At 61.1% G+C, this 16,813-nt stretch carries 15 protein-coding genes; 5 read left to right on the forward strand and 10 right to left on the reverse strand.

What is annotated here, in order from left to right:
* Positions 1-5: 5 nt before the first annotated feature.
* The 5 genes from yjfF to M0D68_RS33355 all read right to left on the reverse strand — a co-directional run bounded on the left by yjfF (position 6) and on the right by M0D68_RS33355 (position 5,898).
* A complete protein-coding gene (gene yjfF, locus M0D68_RS33335) occupies positions 6-1,106 on the reverse strand; it encodes a galactofuranose ABC transporter, permease protein YjfF (protein WP_200620824.1) in 1,101 nt (366 codons plus the stop codon).
* The gene (locus M0D68_RS33340) at positions 1,103-2,134 is read right to left on the reverse strand and encodes an ABC transporter permease (RefSeq protein WP_093647504.1); all 1,032 of its coding nucleotides are present in this window, start codon (positions 2,132-2,134) and stop codon (positions 1,103-1,105) included. Before M0D68_RS33340 ends, yjfF begins: the two co-directional genes overlap by 4 nt.
* Complete coding sequence (locus tag M0D68_RS33345) at positions 2,131-3,741, reverse strand: sugar ABC transporter ATP-binding protein (RefSeq protein WP_266226555.1); 1,611 nt, start codon at positions 3,739-3,741, stop codon at positions 2,131-2,133. The genes M0D68_RS33340 and M0D68_RS33345 overlap by 4 nt, the downstream gene beginning before the upstream one ends.
* A gap of 209 nt (positions 3,742-3,950) precedes the next feature.
* Entirely contained in the window at positions 3,951-4,937 is a 987-nt protein-coding gene (locus tag M0D68_RS33350) for an ABC transporter substrate-binding protein (RefSeq protein ID WP_154565790.1), read from the reverse strand.
* Positions 4,938-5,298: 361 nt separating this feature from the next.
* Positions 5,299-5,898, reverse strand: coding sequence for an alpha-ketoglutarate-dependent dioxygenase AlkB (locus tag M0D68_RS33355; protein WP_266226557.1), 600 nt, complete (start codon positions 5,896-5,898; stop codon positions 5,299-5,301).
* A 144-nt stretch (positions 5,899-6,042) separates the two neighbouring features.
* Between M0D68_RS33355 and M0D68_RS33360 the strand changes: the two genes are divergently transcribed.
* Complete coding sequence (locus tag M0D68_RS33360; protein WP_266226559.1) at positions 6,043-6,627, forward strand: malonic semialdehyde reductase; 585 nt, start codon at positions 6,043-6,045, stop codon at positions 6,625-6,627.
* 23 nt (positions 6,628-6,650) lie between these two features.
* Here M0D68_RS33360 and M0D68_RS33365 read toward each other — a convergent pair whose 3' ends face one another.
* Positions 6,651-6,980 carry a hypothetical protein gene (locus M0D68_RS33365; protein ID WP_093647496.1) on the reverse strand — a complete coding sequence of 110 codons (330 nt, stop codon included), beginning with the start codon at positions 6,978-6,980 and terminating at the stop codon, positions 6,651-6,653.
* Between the two features lie 367 nt (positions 6,981-7,347).
* On the opposite strand from M0D68_RS33365, the gene M0D68_RS33370 reads away from it, so the two are divergent.
* A complete protein-coding gene (locus M0D68_RS33370; RefSeq protein ID WP_266226567.1) occupies positions 7,348-8,511 on the forward strand; it encodes a metallophosphoesterase in 1,164 nt (387 codons plus the stop codon).
* Between the two features lie 129 nt (positions 8,512-8,640).
* Here M0D68_RS33370 and M0D68_RS33375 read toward each other — a convergent pair whose 3' ends face one another.
* Positions 8,641-9,165, reverse strand: a complete 525-nt coding sequence (locus M0D68_RS33375) for a hypothetical protein (RefSeq protein WP_266226561.1) — start codon at positions 9,163-9,165, stop codon at positions 8,641-8,643.
* A gap of 664 nt (positions 9,166-9,829) precedes the next feature.
* On the opposite strand from M0D68_RS33375, the gene M0D68_RS33380 reads away from it, so the two are divergent.
* A complete protein-coding gene (locus M0D68_RS33380) occupies positions 9,830-10,537 on the forward strand; it encodes an MgtC/SapB family protein (protein ID WP_200620829.1) in 708 nt (235 codons plus the stop codon).
* A 163-nt stretch (positions 10,538-10,700) separates the two neighbouring features.
* Positions 10,701-10,955: a GlsB/YeaQ/YmgE family stress response membrane protein gene (locus M0D68_RS33385; protein WP_028197420.1), complete on the forward strand. Its 255-nt coding sequence runs from the start codon at positions 10,701-10,703 to the stop codon at positions 10,953-10,955.
* A 65-nt stretch (positions 10,956-11,020) separates the two neighbouring features.
* Here the strand turns inward: M0D68_RS33385 and M0D68_RS33390 are convergent, their stop codons facing one another.
* The 3 genes from M0D68_RS33390 to M0D68_RS33400 all read right to left on the reverse strand — a co-directional run bounded on the left by M0D68_RS33390 (position 11,021) and on the right by M0D68_RS33400 (position 15,283).
* A complete protein-coding gene (locus M0D68_RS33390; protein ID WP_266226568.1) occupies positions 11,021-12,535 on the reverse strand; it encodes an acetyl-CoA hydrolase/transferase family protein in 1,515 nt (504 codons plus the stop codon).
* A 192-nt stretch (positions 12,536-12,727) separates the two neighbouring features.
* A complete protein-coding gene (locus tag M0D68_RS33395; RefSeq protein WP_200653394.1) occupies positions 12,728-12,943 on the reverse strand; it encodes a hypothetical protein in 216 nt (71 codons plus the stop codon).
* Positions 12,944-13,111: 168 nt separating this feature from the next.
* Complete coding sequence (locus M0D68_RS33400; protein WP_266226564.1) at positions 13,112-15,283, reverse strand: FUSC family protein; 2,172 nt, start codon at positions 15,281-15,283, stop codon at positions 13,112-13,114.
* 199 nt (positions 15,284-15,482) lie between these two features.
* On the opposite strand from M0D68_RS33400, the gene M0D68_RS33405 reads away from it, so the two are divergent.
* Positions 15,483-16,484 carry a LysR family transcriptional regulator gene (locus M0D68_RS33405; protein ID WP_093647487.1) on the forward strand — a complete coding sequence of 334 codons (1,002 nt, stop codon included), beginning with the start codon at positions 15,483-15,485 and terminating at the stop codon, positions 16,482-16,484.
* The last annotated feature ends 329 nt before the right edge of the window (positions 16,485-16,813 follow it).

A 16,813-nucleotide genomic window follows, 5' to 3' on the forward strand; every position in this document is an offset into this window, starting at 1 on the left:
CCGCGCTATAACGCCTGCTCTGGGGCGCGTCCGATCACGTGGGAATCGGACGTCGCTGGTGCATCGCCGCGACCGTGCTCACGGCCTGGCGTCACAACAGCACCGGTGCCACCCGGACGCCCCACCGATTTCGCATGCCGCTCGATCAGCCGTTGCAGCAGACAGAATGCGCACAGCAACGCACCGATTACGATGCGGGTCCACCATGAACTAAGCGTGCCGTCGAAGGTAATCAGCGCCTGGATCGTGCCCAGAATACCGACGCCGAATAGCGAGCCGATCACATAGCCGACACCGCCCGTCAGCAAGGTTCCGCCGATCACCGTTGCCGCGATCGCATCGAGCTCCATACCCTGCCCTTGGAGGCCATAACCCGACAGCACGTAGAACGTGAACACCGCGCCGCCGAGCGCCGAACAGAACCCACTCAGCGCATACACACCGATCCGCGTGTGCGCGACCGGCAAGCCCATCAGCAACGCTGAGCGCGGATTGCCACCGATCGCATACACGTTGCGGCCAAAGCGCGTGAAATGCGCGACATAGATCGCCGCGGCAAGCGTGACGAGGGCGATCAACACATTGGCGGTCACCGAACCGACGCCGATATTGAGCCGAAACGCGGAAATCTTCTGGAACGTCGGATCGTTGATGGTGATCGACTGCGTCGTGATCAGAAAGCACAAGCCACGCGCGAAAAACATGCCGGCCAGCGTGACGATGAACGCCTGCAAACGGAAAAAGTGAATCAGCGCGCCCTGTACCGCGCCGAACACCGTGCCCATCAGCAACACGATCGGCACGATCACCCAGACCGAGAGATGCATGTGTTCGGACAACACCGCTTCGACGATGGTGGTCAGCGCCACCACCGAGCCGACTGACAGATCGATCCCGCCGGACACGATCACAAACGTCATACCGATTGCGACAATCAGCAGGAAGGCGTTATCGACCAGCAGATCGAGCAGCACTTGCCACGAGAAAAAGCCGGTGTACATCACCGAGCCAAAACCGAACAGCGCGCAAAACAACAGGACAGTGACGGCGATCGGTAAGGTGCGCGGATCGACGATATGAGCCCAGGCCTCGAGGAGTCGTCTCATCGTGCCACCCCGCGCTGCCTGAAGAGCGACATGGCGAGCGAGCGCGCCGAAGGCGACTGGATCACGCTCACCGCCAGCACCACGGCCGCCTTGACGACGAGCGTCGCTTCCGGCGGCACGCCGATCGAATAAGTCGTATAGGTGAGCGTCTGGATGATCAACGCACCCAGCACGGTGCCGGCGAGACTGAAGCGGCCGCCGAGCAGCGATGTGCCGCCGAGCGTCACCGCCAGAATCGCGTCGAGTTCGAGCAGCAGGCCCGCGTTATTGCCATCGGCGCTGCGCACGTTCGAGCTGATGAGGATGCCCGCCATCGCGGCGGTCAATCCCGAGAAGCCGTACACCGCGAATACCAGTGCTTTCGAGCGCAGGCCGACGAGACGCGTCGCCACCGGATTGACGCCGATCGCGCGAATGAAGAGCCCGAGCGCGGTGCCTTCAACGAGCCCCGCGGTGGCCAGCACCGCAACGCTTGCGATCCACACCGAACACGGCACGCCAAGCCAATACCCACCGCCGACGAACAAATAGCCCGCTGCGCCGATCGGAATGATCTGCCCTGCCGTCAGCAATTGCGCAATGCCACGGCCGGCGACCATCAGGATCAAGGTTGCGATGATCGGCTGCATGCCGACGAATGACACCAGCAACCCGTTCCACATGCCGCTCAACACACCGACGATCAGCGCCGCGACCAGGGCCTGTGCGATCAATCCGGCGCTCGGCGCGGCTTGCGTCGCGAGTATCGTGGCCGCTGCGGCGCCGGCGATCGCGACCACCGCGCCAACCGAAATATCAATGCCGCGCGTGGCAATCACGAGCGTCATGCCGGTCGCAACCAGCACCAGTGGCGCAGCGCGATTCAACACGTCGATCGGCGCGCCGAACAGATGGCCGTCGAGCATCCTCAAAGAAAGAAAATTTGGATTCACCAGGAGGTTCAGGGCGCACAGGAGCACCAGCGTGACGCACGGCCAGATCAACGGGCGCTCAGCCCCATCGCGCACGAACCAGTTCGATAGCTTCATTCGCCGCTCCCCGCGATGAGTCGATAAATGTTGTCTTCATTCGAAGCCTTGCCGGCCACTTCAGCGATCTTGCGACGGTCGCGCAGCACCGCCACGCGATGACTCACACGCAGCACCTCGCTGATCTCCGACGAAATGAACAGAATGCTCAGACCGTTCGCGCACAGCGCTAGCAAGCGGTCCATGATGTCGAACTTGGCGGCGACGTCGATGCCGCGAGTGGGCTCGTCGAGAATCAGGAGTTTGGGATTCGTGGCGAGCCAGCGCGCGAGCAGCGCTTTCTGCTGGTTGCCGCCGGAGAGCAGCCCGATCGGCTGTTCGGCGTCCGCTGCCTTAATGCCGAGGCGTTCGATCCACATGTCCGCGATTTCCTGCGCGCGATGCCGCTTGATCTTGCGCAGCCAGCCGCGCCGCGCCTGCAACGCCAGCAGAATGTTCTCGCGGATCGACAGTTCGGCGACGATGCCCTCTTTCTTGCGGTCCTCCGCGCAATAGCCGATGCCTTGGCGCACCGCATCCCGGGGCGAACGCAGCCGCACCGGCCGGCCTTCGATCAGGATGGTGCCGCTGTCGGCGCGGTCGGCCCCGAACAACAGCCGGGCGGTCTCCGTGCGGCCCGAGCCTAGCAGGCCGGCCAGGCCCAGGATCTGGCCCGGCTGCACGTCGAGGTCGATCGGCTGCAACGTGCCGCGCCTTCCGACGCCGCGCAACTCGACGAACGGCTGGACCGCGTCCTTGCTCTCTGGCCCTTCCTGAACAGCGTGGCCGTCATGTGCCGCCTCGCGCAAGCGCGCGCTCATGCGCTCATGGCCGACCATCTTCGCGACCAGTTGATCGGCCGGCAAATCGCGCGCGAGATATTCGCCTTCACGCTCGCCGTTGCGCATTACCGTGATGCGATCGGAGATGGCATAGGTTTGCTCGATAAAATGCGTGACAAACAGAATTGCAATTCCCGACTGCTTAAGATGCCGAAGTATTTTGAAAAGCTGCGCGACTTCGCCGTCGTCGAGACTCGAGGTCGGCTCATCGAGGATCAGCACGCGAGCGTCGACTGAGAGCGCCCTCGCGATTGCCACCATCTGCTGCACGGCGATCGGATAGGCGTCGAGCGATCGCGTGACGTCGAGCGTCACGTCGAGGCGGGCAAGCGCTGCCTGCGCGCGCCGCTTGATGTCGGGCCAGTCGATCGCGCCAAAACGCTTCGGCTGCCGGCCCGCAAAGATGTTCTCCGCCACCGACAGGTTCGGGCACAGGTTCACTTCCTGATACAGCGTGCGCACGCCGGCCGCTTCCGCCTCCTGCGGCGACGCAAACGCGACGATCTCGCCGCCCAAGCGGATCGTGCCGGCGTCAGGCGCGACTACACCGGTCAGTACGTTGATCAGGGTGGATTTGCCGGCGCCGTTCTGCCCCATCAGCGTATGAATCTCGCCGGGGAACAGGCGAAAGTCGACCTGTTGCAGCGCTTTCACGCCCGGGAACGTCTTGCTGACACCGGTAGTGGCCAGAATGGGTTCGAGTGCATTCGAGGCGGCGCCGTCGCGAGCGTCGCCTATGACGGCCTTCATGGCCGGCGGATTGGGTTCCGATGCGGGATGCGTCATAGACCTCGCTCGATCGGCGGTGCATTGGTCGGATGGGCTCAGGCTGGCTCGGTTCGGCGCGACCTGATTCTGCGGAAAAGAGACCGCCCGCTGCCGAAGCAGTCAGGCGGTCAGGCACCACTGGAGAAACCCGTACGATCTGTCCGTACTTCGCTTATGTTCTGCCTCTATCGTATGGATGGCTAATCAATTAGCCATCACACTCCGCCTCAGTACTTGCGCGTCGGCAAAGTCTGCGCCGCGACGCTCATCGGGAAGACCGTCTCTTCCGTCAGGATGCGCTTGGGCAGCGGCTTGCCGGCCACCACGTCCTTGACCGCCGACATCAGTTGCGGCCCCAGCAGCGGACTGCACTCCACATCGACATTCATCTTGCCCGCGGCCATCGCCTGGAAGCCGCCCTTGGTTGCATCGAACGAGACGACGGTGATGTCCTTGCCCGGATGCATGCCGGCCTCTTCCATCGCCTGGATGGCACCGAGCGCCATATCGTCGTTATGCGCATAAACTACATTTATTTTATTTCCATAAGTTTTTATAAATGCTTCCATCACCTGCTTGCCACCGGCAAGTGTGAAGTCGCCGCTTTGCGATGCAATGATCTTGAATTTGGGATCGCTCTTGATCACTTCGATCAGGCCTGAATGCCGATCGTTGGCCGGCGCCGAGCCGACCGTTCCCTGCAGTTCCGCGATGTTGATCGGGCCCGGATCATTCTTATAGTGATCGGCCAACCAATGACCGCCACGCCGGCCCTCTTCCATGAAGTCCGAGCCGATCATCGTCACGTACAACGACGTGTCTTTTACGTCGATGTTGCGGTCGGTCAGGATCACAGGAATTTTTGCGGCTTTAGCTTCGCGCAGCACCGGCTCCCAGCCGGATTCGACGACCGGAGAAAACGCGATCACGTCGACTTTCTGTGCAATGTAGGAGCGGATCGCCTTAATCTGGTTTTCCTGCTTTTGCTGGGCGTCGGAGAATTTGAGCTTGATCTTCGCATCCGCCGCCGCGGACTTCACCGATTCGGTATTGGCGGTTCGCCATGCGCTTTCGGCGCCGACCTGGGCGAAGCCGAGGGTGATCTGTTTGTCCTGCGCGTATGCGCCCGGCGCTGTCAGCGCCAGTGCGCCGATGCTCGAGCAAAGCGCGAGCGCGCCCAACGCACGACATGCGGCGCGTCGTGTATTCGCCATGACTGTCTCCTGATCGTTGTTGTGTCGGCGATCCATCGAACCCGCCCGATGTTTGCGGCCCTCACGGTGCGTGGATCGTGATGTAGCGTAGTGTCTGGGGCGTTAACCGTCCAATCATATGATTCGCGTCGGCGATACCAATTCTGGTATAGCGGGCGGTATCGGCAGTAGCCGTGGACGTGGGCAATGCTGCTGGGTTTGCTCGAACATCGGCGATGACTGAACGTGGCGTTGGCGATGCTTTATATGCGCTTAAGTGCTCGATGCGGCTTCGGGCCTGGCAGCGAGTGGGGGCCGCCCTTTTGGGTGGGTTTCTGGGCTTTCGGACCAGAAGCCGCGCGGCTTACGGCTAGCCCGCAAGCTAGCGAATTGCCTCGCGCGGCGTCACCCAGCGAAACGTCAGATTGATCCGCTCCCCGGCCACGCGCGGCTCCTTCGGCACGCGATGCCGCCAGTCGGCCTGCGTGTTGCCCCTCATCACCAGCAAGCTGCCGCCTTTCAGCGAAAACGACTGCACGGCGCCAGTCTTGTTGTGCCGCAAGTCAAAAGTGCGCGCGACGCCTAAGCTGATCGACGCAATCACCGGCTGGGCGCCGAGTTCAGGCTCGCGGTCCGCATGCCATCCCATGCTGTCGGTGCCGCTGCGATAGCGGTTGATCAGCACGCTGTTAAAGCGCGCGTGACAGGCTGCTTCCGCGGCGATCCGCAGTTCGGTGACTGTCGGGGTCCACGGTTGGGGCACGTTGCGAATGCCGGAGTAAACGTAGACTGCATCCTGCTCACCCTGCCAGGCCGTCAGCCGCGGCAGCGGCACGCGCCCGGCAGGCGTGCCCATCGTGTCCTGACGCCATTCCACTTCGCCGATGAGTTGAGTTAAAGCGTGTGCCGCGGCCTCGGGCGCGAGCCACTCGGGATACCAGTCCACGTCGGGCGCGGGAAGGTCATCGAAAAGGTCCACCATGAAATTGCCTGAATGCGATTGCGCGTGCGATACATGCGCGAATTAGAACCTTGGCTATTATGGCGGCAATGACGACAACGCTCACGCCTGTGGCTTGCGCTGTCATCCGAATTTCTAACTCCGCTACTTCAAGAGGCTACCACCATGATTCTTTCCGATCAGGCTCTCGATCAGCTCTTTCGCGAAGCGCGCACGCATAACGGCTGGCAGGCTAAAGCAGTCGACGATGCCGTGCTCAAGCAACTCACCGAGCTCGTGCTGCTTGGTCCGACCTCGGCCAATTCGAGCCCCGGCCGCTTCGTCTACGTGAAAACGCCCGAAGGCAAAGAAAAGCTGCGCCCAGCTTTGTCGGCGGGCAATCTCGAGAAGACGATGGCGGCGCCGGTCACGGTGATCGTCGGGATGGATATGGCGTTTTACGAACATCTGCCGAAACTGTTTCCGCATGCCGACGCGCGCGGCTGGTTCGCCGGCAACGACAAGGCGATTGCGGATACGGCCTTTCGCAATTCGACGCTGCAAGGGGGCTATCTGATTCTCGCCGCGCGCGCGCTCGGTCTGGACACGGGTCCAATGTCGGGCTTCGACGCCGCCAAAGTCGACGAGGCCTTCTTCGCCGGCACAACCGTGAAGGCGAACTTCCTGATCAATCTGGGCTATGGCGACCCGTCGAAGCTGTTCCCGCGCAGCCCGCGCTTCTCCTTCGACGAAGCCGCCCTCATCGTCTGACAGCCATTAAGCCGCCGGTGCGTTTATCTGAGGAGCGCCACGTAGAACACCACTGCGCCGATCACCGCGCCGATAAAGCAAAAGCCTTCATCGGCGTCGTCGCCACCCGAACGTAACCACGCGCCGACGACGCCGAACAGTCCTGCGATGCCGAGTGCAACGCATACCATCACAACGTCGAATAGCGCGTTTTTGCCCAGTTCGGAGAAGTCGATGTCGCGCACGCCGAAGTACAAGGCGAGCGCCATCAGCGATATGCCCACCAGCGGCAGCATGACGTGGCTGCCCTCTCGTCCGACGTGATGCCCATGAAGTCCGTGGCGTACGTGATGGCCCGATCCAAGCAGTTTCATGATGCGCCTCCTGCCTCACCCTCAACCGAGGACAAAACGAACCGCCGCTGGGCCGCGATGGCCCTTAGACAAGCCGGTTCTATTTGAGAATAGTGCACGCGAAACACAATTCAAAGCCCATTTAATTAGAGCGTCGCTGCAGTTCAGACAACGGCATGCGACAACGAGAATTGCTGCGTTGCGGTATCCGCTTGCTGCATCAAACACGGACTTGGTCGGCCAACCCAGGAAGCAATTCTGGCGCCGTCGGCAAGGGGTTGCACATGCCGGTAGAATGATCCGGCTCGTCCGCTATTTCATGCTTGCGGTTGGCGAGCCGCCGCCGTTGCTCCGCTCGTGCCGGCCCCTTCCCGCCCCTATCCTCTCTATGCGCCGCTCATCGTTTCTTGTTCGCTTCATCCTGATTGGGATCCTGCTGCATATCTACGTCGGTTTTCGACTGATTCCCGACATGCCGGTCAGCGTCACCGGCCGGTGGCTGTGCGCGTTGTGGCTGGTGCTGTCGATCTTTCTGATCCCGCTCGGTATGCTGGCGCGCACCATCAAACAGCAGCCGCTCAGCGACCGCCTCGCGTGGGTCGGCCTGCTGGCGATGGGCTTCTTCTCCTCGCTACTGGTTCTGACGTTCGCGCGCGACCTGGCGCTCGCCTCACTGCTCACCGTCGACGCAATCTGGCCGAACACGATAGCAATCGCGCACTGGCGCATAGGCTCCGCGGCCGCGGTACCACTGCTTGCGCTGCTCTCGACACTCGTCGGCCTGTTCAACGCGCGGCGCCGCGCCAAGGTCGTGACGATCGAGGTGCCGATCGACGATCTGCCGCCGGCACTCGACGGTTTCACGATCGTCCAGATCAGCGATATCCACGTCGGCCCGACCATCAAAGGCCGTTATGTGGACGCGATCGTCGACGCGGTGAATCGTCTGAAGCCGGATCTGATTGCCGTTACCGGCGATGTGGTGGACGGCAGCGTGCCGCAATTGACCAGACACACACAGCCCTTGTCGCGACTCAGTGCGCGTCACGGCGCGTTCCTCGTGACCGGCAATCACGAGTATTACGCTGGGGCGAACGCCTGGATCGATGAATTCCGGCGCCTGGGCTTAACCGTTCTGCTTAACGAGCATGTGATCGTGGACCACGACGGCGCGCGCGCCGTGATTGCCGGGGTGACCGATTTCTCAGCGGGCCATCATGATCCGTTGCATCGCAGCGACCCCGTTGCGGCCCTCGCAGGCGCGCCTGGCGATGTGCTGATCAAAGTACTGCTCGCACACCAGCCGCGCTCTGCAGAAGCCGCCGCAGCAGCAGGTTTCACACTGCAGCTATCCGGCCACACACACGGCGGTCAGTTTTTCCCATGGAATTTCTTTGTGCGTTTGCAGCAGCCATTCACGGCTGGTCTCGCACGGCTGAACGGCCTGTGGGTCTACACGAGTCGCGGCACCGGCTATTGGGGACCGCCGAAGCGCCTTGGGGCCCCCTCTGAGATCACACGATTGCGCCTCGTGCCGGGCGAGCCCGACTAAGGCACCGGGCTGGAGTGCCGAATAGCGCCACATAGAAGTCATACTGGCTTGCATCGCAAAGGAAAAACGCGGACGTCCGCAAAGGACATCCGCACTTCGGCACTGGCGCACTACTTCGGCCAGTTTGCGTTACTGAGCAGGCGCGACGGCCACGCTGACCTGCGGTGCGTACGCCACCGACACCTGCATGCCCGGCGTCACGCCGGCGACCTTTGCCGGCTCGCGGCCCTGGATATGGAACACCGTGCCATTCGGGCCCTTCAGGGCCATGATGCCGGAGGCATGATCAATCGCCTGAACTTCGGCGGTCACGTTCTGTACCGTGTTCTGCTGTACCGGTTGAACAGCAGCGCTGTGGCCGTCAGCACCGCGCGTCACGCTGACCATGGCGTTGCGCATCATCCGGATGTGGACCTTGCCACCCTGCTTAATCTGCGCGAGGTTGCTCGTATCGGTGATGTTGAATGAAGCTTCGCCACCCTGTGCGTCGAGCACGGTCACCGATTGTTTTGCCTGATCGATCGACTTCACGACACCATCCGCCTGCAGCGTGCTGCTGCCTTCAAACGGCGCGGGCAAACCGGCGGCGAACGACACGAGCGGAGCCGCAGCAATCAATGCGCCGGCAATAACGCCGAGAGCTTTTTCTTTCATACATTCCTCAATTGGGTGAACAGCGGAAAAGAGACGACATGGTGCGGATCGGATGCGCAAAGTACCGCACAAGGGCAACCGAAAAAATCTAGGCGAAATCCTGGGAAGTGAAACGTGGATTGAGCACCAGAATCACACCACGTGTTTCGAAGTGTTCGAACAGTGTGTTTTCCGGGATGGACCTCGTCAATATTCGGAGTCCGTATTTATGCGAGGAAAATTCTGATCTTACCGAGGAAGATTCAGTAAGTGACGCACAGCGCATTCCGCCACCCTGCCTCATCCCGGCTTGACTTAACTTTGCAGAGCTGCCTAAAATTCGCCCAGTTCATTTAACCGGAATCACGATCTTGGACAGTAGCAGTAGTACCAGTCGAGCTTCGATTCGCCCGATCGCCTGATCGGCAAGATTTCCGCGTCAGCCTTTGCCCTGTCGCCGTCTTGCCTTCGGGCCCGACGGTGCACGTCGCTTTTACCCCCTCTTGCTGGAAGTGAAGCGCCGCATGGCCCGATGCCTTGCGCACGCTCCACGACTTTTTCGCCGCGAGCCCCGGCTCGCATGCCTTGTCACGCCTGATCGCGTTCGCGCTCCCCCTGCGGATACGTGATGCTGTCACGCGTAGGGTTCACACTGTGCGAACACGCGCCTCAACCTTTCTTAACGATGACAATTGAATTCGTCTTGCGGCTCTTTGCCGCCTTCAGTTGCGGGGTCGCGATCGGCCTCGAGCGGCAGATGCGCCAGCGCAACGCCGGCCTTCGCACCATCACACTGGTCGCCAGCGGTGCGTGCCTGTTCGTCACGCTCGGCGTGCTGACCGGCAACGGCACCGCTGGTATCACCCAGATTGCCGCGTATGTCGTCTCCGGCGTCGGCTTTCTCGGCGGCGGCGTGATCATGCGCGACAAGGGCTCCATTCAGGGGATCAACACCGCCGCGACCTTGTGGTGCTCGGCGGCGGTCGGCGTATTGTGCGGTGCGGGGCACTACGGCCCGGCCCTCGCCGGTACCGCGGTCGTATTGCTGACCAATACGGTGCTGCGTGAAGTGAGCCGTGCCATCAACGCTACGCCCGTTTCGGACGCCGACCTCGTGCGCGAGTATGTGCTGACGATCGTTTGCCGGGAGGCCGATGAAATTCACATTCGCACCGCGGTGTCCAACTCAATGTATTCGACACCGCTGTCGTTCCAGAGCCTGACGAGCGAAGACCTCGAAGACGATACGGGACGCATTCGCGTTACCGCAACATTGAAGCTGCATCCGAAAGATCAGCCGAAGCTCGAACAGATGGCGAGCCGCATCAGCATGGAAAAGAGCGTATCGAGCGTCAGTTGGACGGCTAAAGATGCGGAGCCGACGCCGGAGTGAGTCGCCGTGTGTAAGCTCCCCCATATTCGCGCGCATCGTCTACACTTAGCTTGCAATAGATTCAGACAATGTTAATTCCGCGTCCTGAATATGGACTGTCCCATAACCTTCGACTAAGCTCTGTCACCGTGATTTTTTCACACTCAACCATGGAGTCTCGAATATGGAACACGGCATCATTGCATGGCTCATCATCGGCGCGATCGCCGGCTGGCTGGCCGGCGTGCTCGTCAAGGGCGGCGGCTTCGGTCTGATCGTCGACATCATCGTCGGGATTGTCGGCGCATTCATCGGTGGCTGGCTTGCCGGTGTGTTGCACATTTCGCTCGGCGGCGGCTGGATCGGTTCGATCATTACCGCTGTGATCGGCGCCGTTATTCTGCTGTTTCTTATCCGGCTCGTCCGGCGCGGCACCTGAGCGCAGCACCTGATGTCTTACGGCGTCGGGAGCGAATGCCACCTGACGCCGGTTTTATTTAGTATTTAGAGAGGCGCCTCTACTGCCGGCAACATCGAGCCGGTATCACGCAGCCGCGTATGCCAGGTGAAAGCCTGGTCCAACCGATGCGGCGTTTGTCCACCCCATTGCAAGGCATCCCGATAGTAGTCGCGAAGCAGATCGCGATAGAGCGGATGCGCGCAGTTTTCGATGATCAGCGTAGCGCGTTCCCGCGGCGCCAATCCGCGCAGATCGGCCAGACCCTGCTCCGTCACCACCACGTCCACATCGTGCTCGTTGTGGTCGCAGTGCGGCACCATCGGCACCACACTCGAAATACGGCCGCCCTTCGCCATCGACTTCGTCGCAAAGATCGCACATGACGCATTGCGCGCGAAATCGCCCGAACCGCCAATGCCGTTCATCATGTGCGTGCCGCCGACGTGCGTGGAATTCACATTGCCGTATATGTCGAATTCCAATGCGGTATTCAACGCGATCAGACCGAGCCGGCGAATCACTTCTGGATGGTTGCTGACCTCCTGCGGACGCAGCACCAAACGATCGCGATAGCGCTCGAGTTCACCGAACACTTGCGCCTGACGCGCAGCCGACAACGTGATTGACGCACCCGAGGCGAACGTCACCTTGCCGGCGTCCATTAGATCGAAGGTCGAATCCTGCAGTACTTCTGAGTAAATTTCGAAGGCGTCGAAAGGCGAATCGACGAAACCGGCCAGCACCGCGTTGGCAATCGTGCCGATGCCAGCCTGCAACGGCGGCAATTGCGGGGGCATGCGCCCAGATGCGACTTCGTGCTGGAAAAATTCAATCAGATGGCGCGCAATCAGTTCGGTTTCCGCATCCGCGGGCAACACCGTGGACGGACTGTCCGCCTTGTCAGTGATCACAATCGCCGCGATTTTCTCTGGCGGAATTTCGATGGCATGCGTACCGATGCGATCTTGCGGGCGCACGATCGGCAGTGGTTCGCGATTCGGCCTGCGGCCCGGAATCCAGATGTCGTGCAGTCCCTCGAGGGCGAGCGGCTGGGCGAGGTTGATTTCGACGATGACCTTGTCGGCGAGGATCGCGAAGCTGGCCGAGTTGCCGACTGAAGTGGTCGGCACAATGCCGCCGGTTTCGGTGATCGCGGTGGCTTCGACAATGGCAACGTCAAGTTTGCCGAGCTGATTCGCGCGCAGCATCTCGACGGTTTCGGACAGATGCTGATCGACGAACATCACTTCGCCGCGGTTGATCGCATCGCGCAGAGTCTTGTCGACCTGAAACGGCAAGCGGCGCGCTAATACATGCGCCTCAGTGAGCATGCGATCCACGTCATGACCGAGCGATGCGCCGGTCATCAATGTAATTTGTAGCGGCTTGCCTTCCTGACGGACCCGCTCGGCAAGTGCGACCGGAACAGCTTTGGCGTCGCCCGCGCGCGTAAAGCCGCTGGCGCCGACGCGCATGCCGTCCTGAATCAGAAGCGCCGCCTCGGCGGCTGAAGTGATTTTTCCGCGCAACGCGGAGCAACGAATCCGGTCCTGGTACATGAAATTGAGTCTCTCCATATTCACCCGTCCAGTCTACCGGTGCGCACGTCTGCGGTGTGCTTCGCTCAGTAGCCAGTTTGTCGCACCAGCCGCGGCGTCTCGATGGGACGGCGTCGCGGCCAGGCGTGTCGTCGCGTGCAACATTCTCGCGACAGGTCTTACAGGTACTGCTGGTGTTGCGCGCGGCGCTGCTTAGCTGCCGAAGAAAATATTGCAGAAACTCACGGGCCCTACGCACTCTTCAGCTTTGGCCTTCGGTACTGCGACACGGCGTTGCTCAGCGACGCTGTTCGCGCGCGGTGCATTCGCCTGTGCGACCTGTTCTTCCTGGGCGGCAGGCGCCGTCTGTGCATGAGCGACAGCAGCGGACAAAGTGCAGGCAATCAGGGCAATCTTCAACACATTCATTTCGTTCTCCAGTTCTTACGATTCCGTTCCGCAGGGAGTCCCTTTTGGGGACTGCGCGGCGGTGAAGAAACTATATGACTGCCACCTACACAGATAAACGGGGCTGGACAGAAGGGACCTTTCCATCTGGCAGAAGGATCGGGGCGCACGCCCGATCCGACGCACGGGTCAACGCGTATTGAAAGGCGCGTCTTCGTCGAGCAACGCCGTGCGGATGAAATGCAGGCAACTCAGGATGCGTTGCAGATCGTGTCGCTGGCCGCGGTCGGCGTGGACGGTTTCCAGCAGGTCCTGCGCGATCCACGTGGCCGAGCGCACGGATACGAGCGCGCGCTCGAGAGCACGCACGTCCGGTCGCGCAAAAAGCCGCGCGAGGTCGTCGCAAGTTCGGGTGAGACCGCTGTTCCAGTGCGGATGAAGGGCCTGCGCGTAGCCCGCACGCGCCACTTCGTTGCGCAGATCGATCACGGCGTGCCCCACTTCAAGGGTGACGAGCATCCAGCGCAACGCATCACGGCGGCGTCGGGAGCGCCGCGTCAGTAGCATGCGTAACTGCGAGGCCAGATCGTGAGTGCTCGACTGAAAGCGCTGATTGAGTCCGGGAAGTTCGTCCTTGCACGCAGACACGACTTGCGCGCGCAAATCGCCCTTGATTCTCTCCGTGAGCCACGGCATGTTCGCGGGGAACACCACTGAGAAAACGATCGCTGCGAGCAATAGCGACGCCGTGATCGCGATACCGTTGTTGATCAGCAGATCGGGCGCATACGTGACGACGTTGTCCGGTCCGGCAAGCAGGCAGAAGAACACCGAGAAACCGATGCCATACCCCGCCGAGAGTTTGCGCGATGCGATGAAGGCGCCGAGTGCAAGCACCGGAGCGAGCGTTGCGCAAAGCAGCGGAAAGCCGTCGATATTCGGATACACGTAGCACGTAAAAAGGTAGCCGGTCATAGTCGCCAGCACTGCACCGACTGCCATCTGCACGGCCATTTTCGATGCGTTCGGCGCGGTCGACGTCAACGCGCAAACCAGCGCCGCGCCGATCACTGCGAGACCACCACTCGGCCAGTCCGTGGCAATCCAGAACCAGCTGACGATCGCCATCGCCGCCGCCGACCTGGCAAAGGTAAACGCGACCACAAAGCCGTTCGTTCTGCTCACGTAGCAGCCGGCAGTACGCTGCCCGGCTCCCGGTTTGTGCCGCGCCAAAGACGCGTAAGTCTCGGAGTAGCGGATCCATTCATCGACAAATCGATATAGCAGTTCCGCAGCAGTATCGAAGTCCGCTAGCGATTCGGCTGGAGCTGCTTCCAGTGGCCGTCTCGTTTCGCGCACGCGTCTTGGCAAGCTCGCCTGAAAGAGCCGCAAACCAGCGGCTACGTGCGCTGCATCGGCATCTGCATCTGCAGACCCGGTGGATGCCAACAGTGCCGACAGCTCGCTGAAGTACGGCGTGATGGCATCGACTGTGCCGTTCGGGCCGTTTGCGCGTAGACGTTTAAGCAACTGGTGCAGTGCATGCAGTCGTGCGCATGCGTCCATGAACTCGCCGTTCAGACGGCCGAGATGCTGGCTGCGCGAGCGCATGGCTGGATCCTCGAAGGCAGCAAATGTTCGCGTCGCCTCAAAGCCGACGATCTCGTCGACCAGGTCCGCAAAGCGCCGCTCAAATTGACGACGGTCGATTCCACGGCCCAACACCTCGGCAGCGAACGCAGTAAAATTTGTATATCGAAGGTGAAGTGCGCGCCGCAGCGCAAGGCTGGAACGCTGCGGCACGATCAACGCGCTGACTGCGCTTGAGCACAAGATACCGACCGCCACTTCGGCCGCGCGCGTGAGCGCGGCCAGAAACAGGTCGTGAGGCGCCGTGACATTCGGAATACCGATCAGAGCGGCGGTATAACCTGCCAGCACAAAGCCATACCATCTGAAATGCCGATACCGGACCGCTGCCGCGATACAGACGCTCACCCAGCCGATCATGCCAAGCATGTACAACTCGGGCTGCTGGACGAACAGCGCGCCGAGCACCAGGGCGGCGACCGTCCCCACCGCGGTGCCGAGAATACGGTAGAAACTCTTGGCGAGCACCATGCCACTGAACGGCTGCATGAGCACGAACACCGTGGTCATCGCGATTCGCGGCTGCTGAAGATCCAGCAACATGGCAATGCCCAGCGCCAGCAAACCCGCAGTGACCGTTTTCAGCAGATGCAGCCAGATCAGACCGTCGCTGTTCGCCCAGTCGCGAACGGCTGGACTGAGCGCCGGCAATATGACGCGCCACTGCCGGCGAGAATCCGCCGTCGGTTTGATCGCATGTTGGCGTCTCATCAGAAAGCAACGCGTCCCGGTTTGTCGCTAAAAGAAACCCCGGTGAACGCTGCGCACACCAGCAGGCAAGGCGCCGATTGTAAGAGCATGCGCTGCGCGTATTAATAGGACGGGCGCGGAACGTCCCTTCCAGAATGAACAACAATGGGCTTGCGGGACAGGCGGACAATACGGCTTCTGCCGTGAAATAGAAGGATCGATGGATACGCTACAAAATATGCGAGTGTTCGTGCGCGTGGTTGAAGCCGGTAGTTTTACCGCCGCCGCGCAGTCGCTCAATTCGACGACTGGCGCGATGTCGCGTGCGGTCTCCGAACTCGAAGCGCATCTGCGTACGCGCTTATTGAACCGGTCGACACGCAGGCTCGCGCTCACCACAGCGGGGGAGCGTTACCTGAAACGCTCTCAGCAGATCCTTGCAGATGTCGACACGGCGGAAGAAGAAGCAAGCTGCGCCCACGAACGCCCTGCCGGCGCTTTGCGGATGCACAGCTTTGCCAGTATCGGCCAGCATTACGTGCTGCCGGCCATCTCCCGGTATCGCGCGCTTTATCCCGAAGTGACCGTTGAATTGACGTTGTCGCAGCGCATGCCCGACCTGTTCGAAGGCAGCGCCGATGTCGCTGTTATCGGCGCCTCGACTCTGCCGAATTCTGACCTCGTTTCGCTCCCGCTTGGTACAACTTTCAGCATCTTGTGCGCATCGCCTGCTTACGTGCGCGCTCATGGCGCGCCGCAGAAGCCTAGCGACCTCGCGCATCACGAGTGCCTGATCTTGCACACACCAGCATTTCCGGCGTACGAATGGGTGCTCGATGGCCCCAACGGCAGCGAGATGATGGAAGTGAACGGACCCGTGCAAGTGAATATTGCGGAATCGCTGATCGTCGCGATTCGCGAGGGAATGGGCATTGGTATGGTGCCGCTCTATGCGGCGATTGCCGGGCTGCGTGACGGGACGTTAGTCCGCGTGCTGCCTGAATATACGCTGCAGAAGATGAATGTGTACGCGCTGTATCCGTCACGCAAGTTCGTCGATGCGAAGACGCGGACGTGGGTTGAGTTCCTACGCACGCATCTGCCGAAGGTGATTGCACGCGACGAGGCGTTACTTGCGGAAGTTGGTCAGATGGATGCAACCGATGACGCGGTGCCTGTTCGTGCGGCCAGCATTGGGGGCGGAGATGTCGCCGCGCACTGACGCAGTTTTTTAGCTGACGAGCAGGCCGCGCCTGTGGAAGGTACAACGTAGGTAACGAAGTGGCAGGCCATTTGCGGCGGTATCTATGGCCTGCCAGATAGCGGCAGTGTTTTCGTGACACGCCTCTCGGAATGGAGGTGCGTTGTCCCGCGGGTTGGGAACGAGAGTTAAGAGTCCGCGCGCGTGCTCGCTACGGCGCCAGAGTCTTGGCACTGAATTCAGAGCCGTAAACGCAGAAACCCCACCTTTATGGGGTGGGGTTTCTGGACTTGCAGGGGAGCCTGACGATTACCTACTTTCACACGGGAATCCGCACTATCATCGGCGTG

Source organism: Paraburkholderia sp. SEWSISQ10-3 4 (genome assembly GCF_030464785.1).
Taxonomy (GTDB): domain Bacteria; phylum Pseudomonadota; class Gammaproteobacteria; order Burkholderiales; family Burkholderiaceae; genus Paraburkholderia; species Paraburkholderia aspalathi.

Coding starts and splice junctions, on each gene's coding strand:
- yjfF (WP_200620824.1), bottom strand. CDS start 1,106: ATGAGACGACTCCTCGAGGCCTGGGCTCATATCGTCGATCCGCGCACC.
- M0D68_RS33340 (WP_093647504.1), bottom strand. CDS start 2,134: ATGAAGCTATCGAACTGGTTCGTGCGCGATGGGGCTGAGCGCCCGTTG.
- M0D68_RS33345 (WP_266226555.1), bottom strand. CDS start 3,741: ATGACGCATCCCGCATCGGAACCCAATCCGCCGGCCATGAAGGCCGTC.
- M0D68_RS33350 (WP_154565790.1), bottom strand. CDS start 4,937: ATGGCGAATACACGACGCGCCGCATGTCGTGCGTTGGGCGCGCTCGCG.
- M0D68_RS33355 (WP_266226557.1), bottom strand. CDS start 5,898: ATGGTGGACCTTTTCGATGACCTTCCCGCGCCCGACGTGGACTGGTAT.
- M0D68_RS33360 (WP_266226559.1), top strand. CDS start 6,043: ATGATTCTTTCCGATCAGGCTCTCGATCAGCTCTTTCGCGAAGCGCGC.
- M0D68_RS33365 (WP_093647496.1), bottom strand. CDS start 6,980: ATGAAACTGCTTGGATCGGGCCATCACGTACGCCACGGACTTCATGGG.
- M0D68_RS33370 (WP_266226567.1), top strand. CDS start 7,348: ATGCGCCGCTCATCGTTTCTTGTTCGCTTCATCCTGATTGGGATCCTG.
- M0D68_RS33375 (WP_266226561.1), bottom strand. CDS start 9,165: ATGAAAGAAAAAGCTCTCGGCGTTATTGCCGGCGCATTGATTGCTGCG.
- M0D68_RS33380 (WP_200620829.1), top strand. CDS start 9,830: ATGACAATTGAATTCGTCTTGCGGCTCTTTGCCGCCTTCAGTTGCGGG.
- M0D68_RS33385 (WP_028197420.1), top strand. CDS start 10,701: ATGGAACACGGCATCATTGCATGGCTCATCATCGGCGCGATCGCCGGC.
- M0D68_RS33390 (WP_266226568.1), bottom strand. CDS start 12,535: ATGTACCAGGACCGGATTCGTTGCTCCGCGTTGCGCGGAAAAATCACT.
- M0D68_RS33395 (WP_200653394.1), bottom strand. CDS start 12,943: ATGAATGTGTTGAAGATTGCCCTGATTGCCTGCACTTTGTCCGCTGCT.
- M0D68_RS33400 (WP_266226564.1), bottom strand. CDS start 15,283: ATGAGACGCCAACATGCGATCAAACCGACGGCGGATTCTCGCCGGCAG.
- M0D68_RS33405 (WP_093647487.1), top strand. CDS start 15,483: ATGGATACGCTACAAAATATGCGAGTGTTCGTGCGCGTGGTTGAAGCC.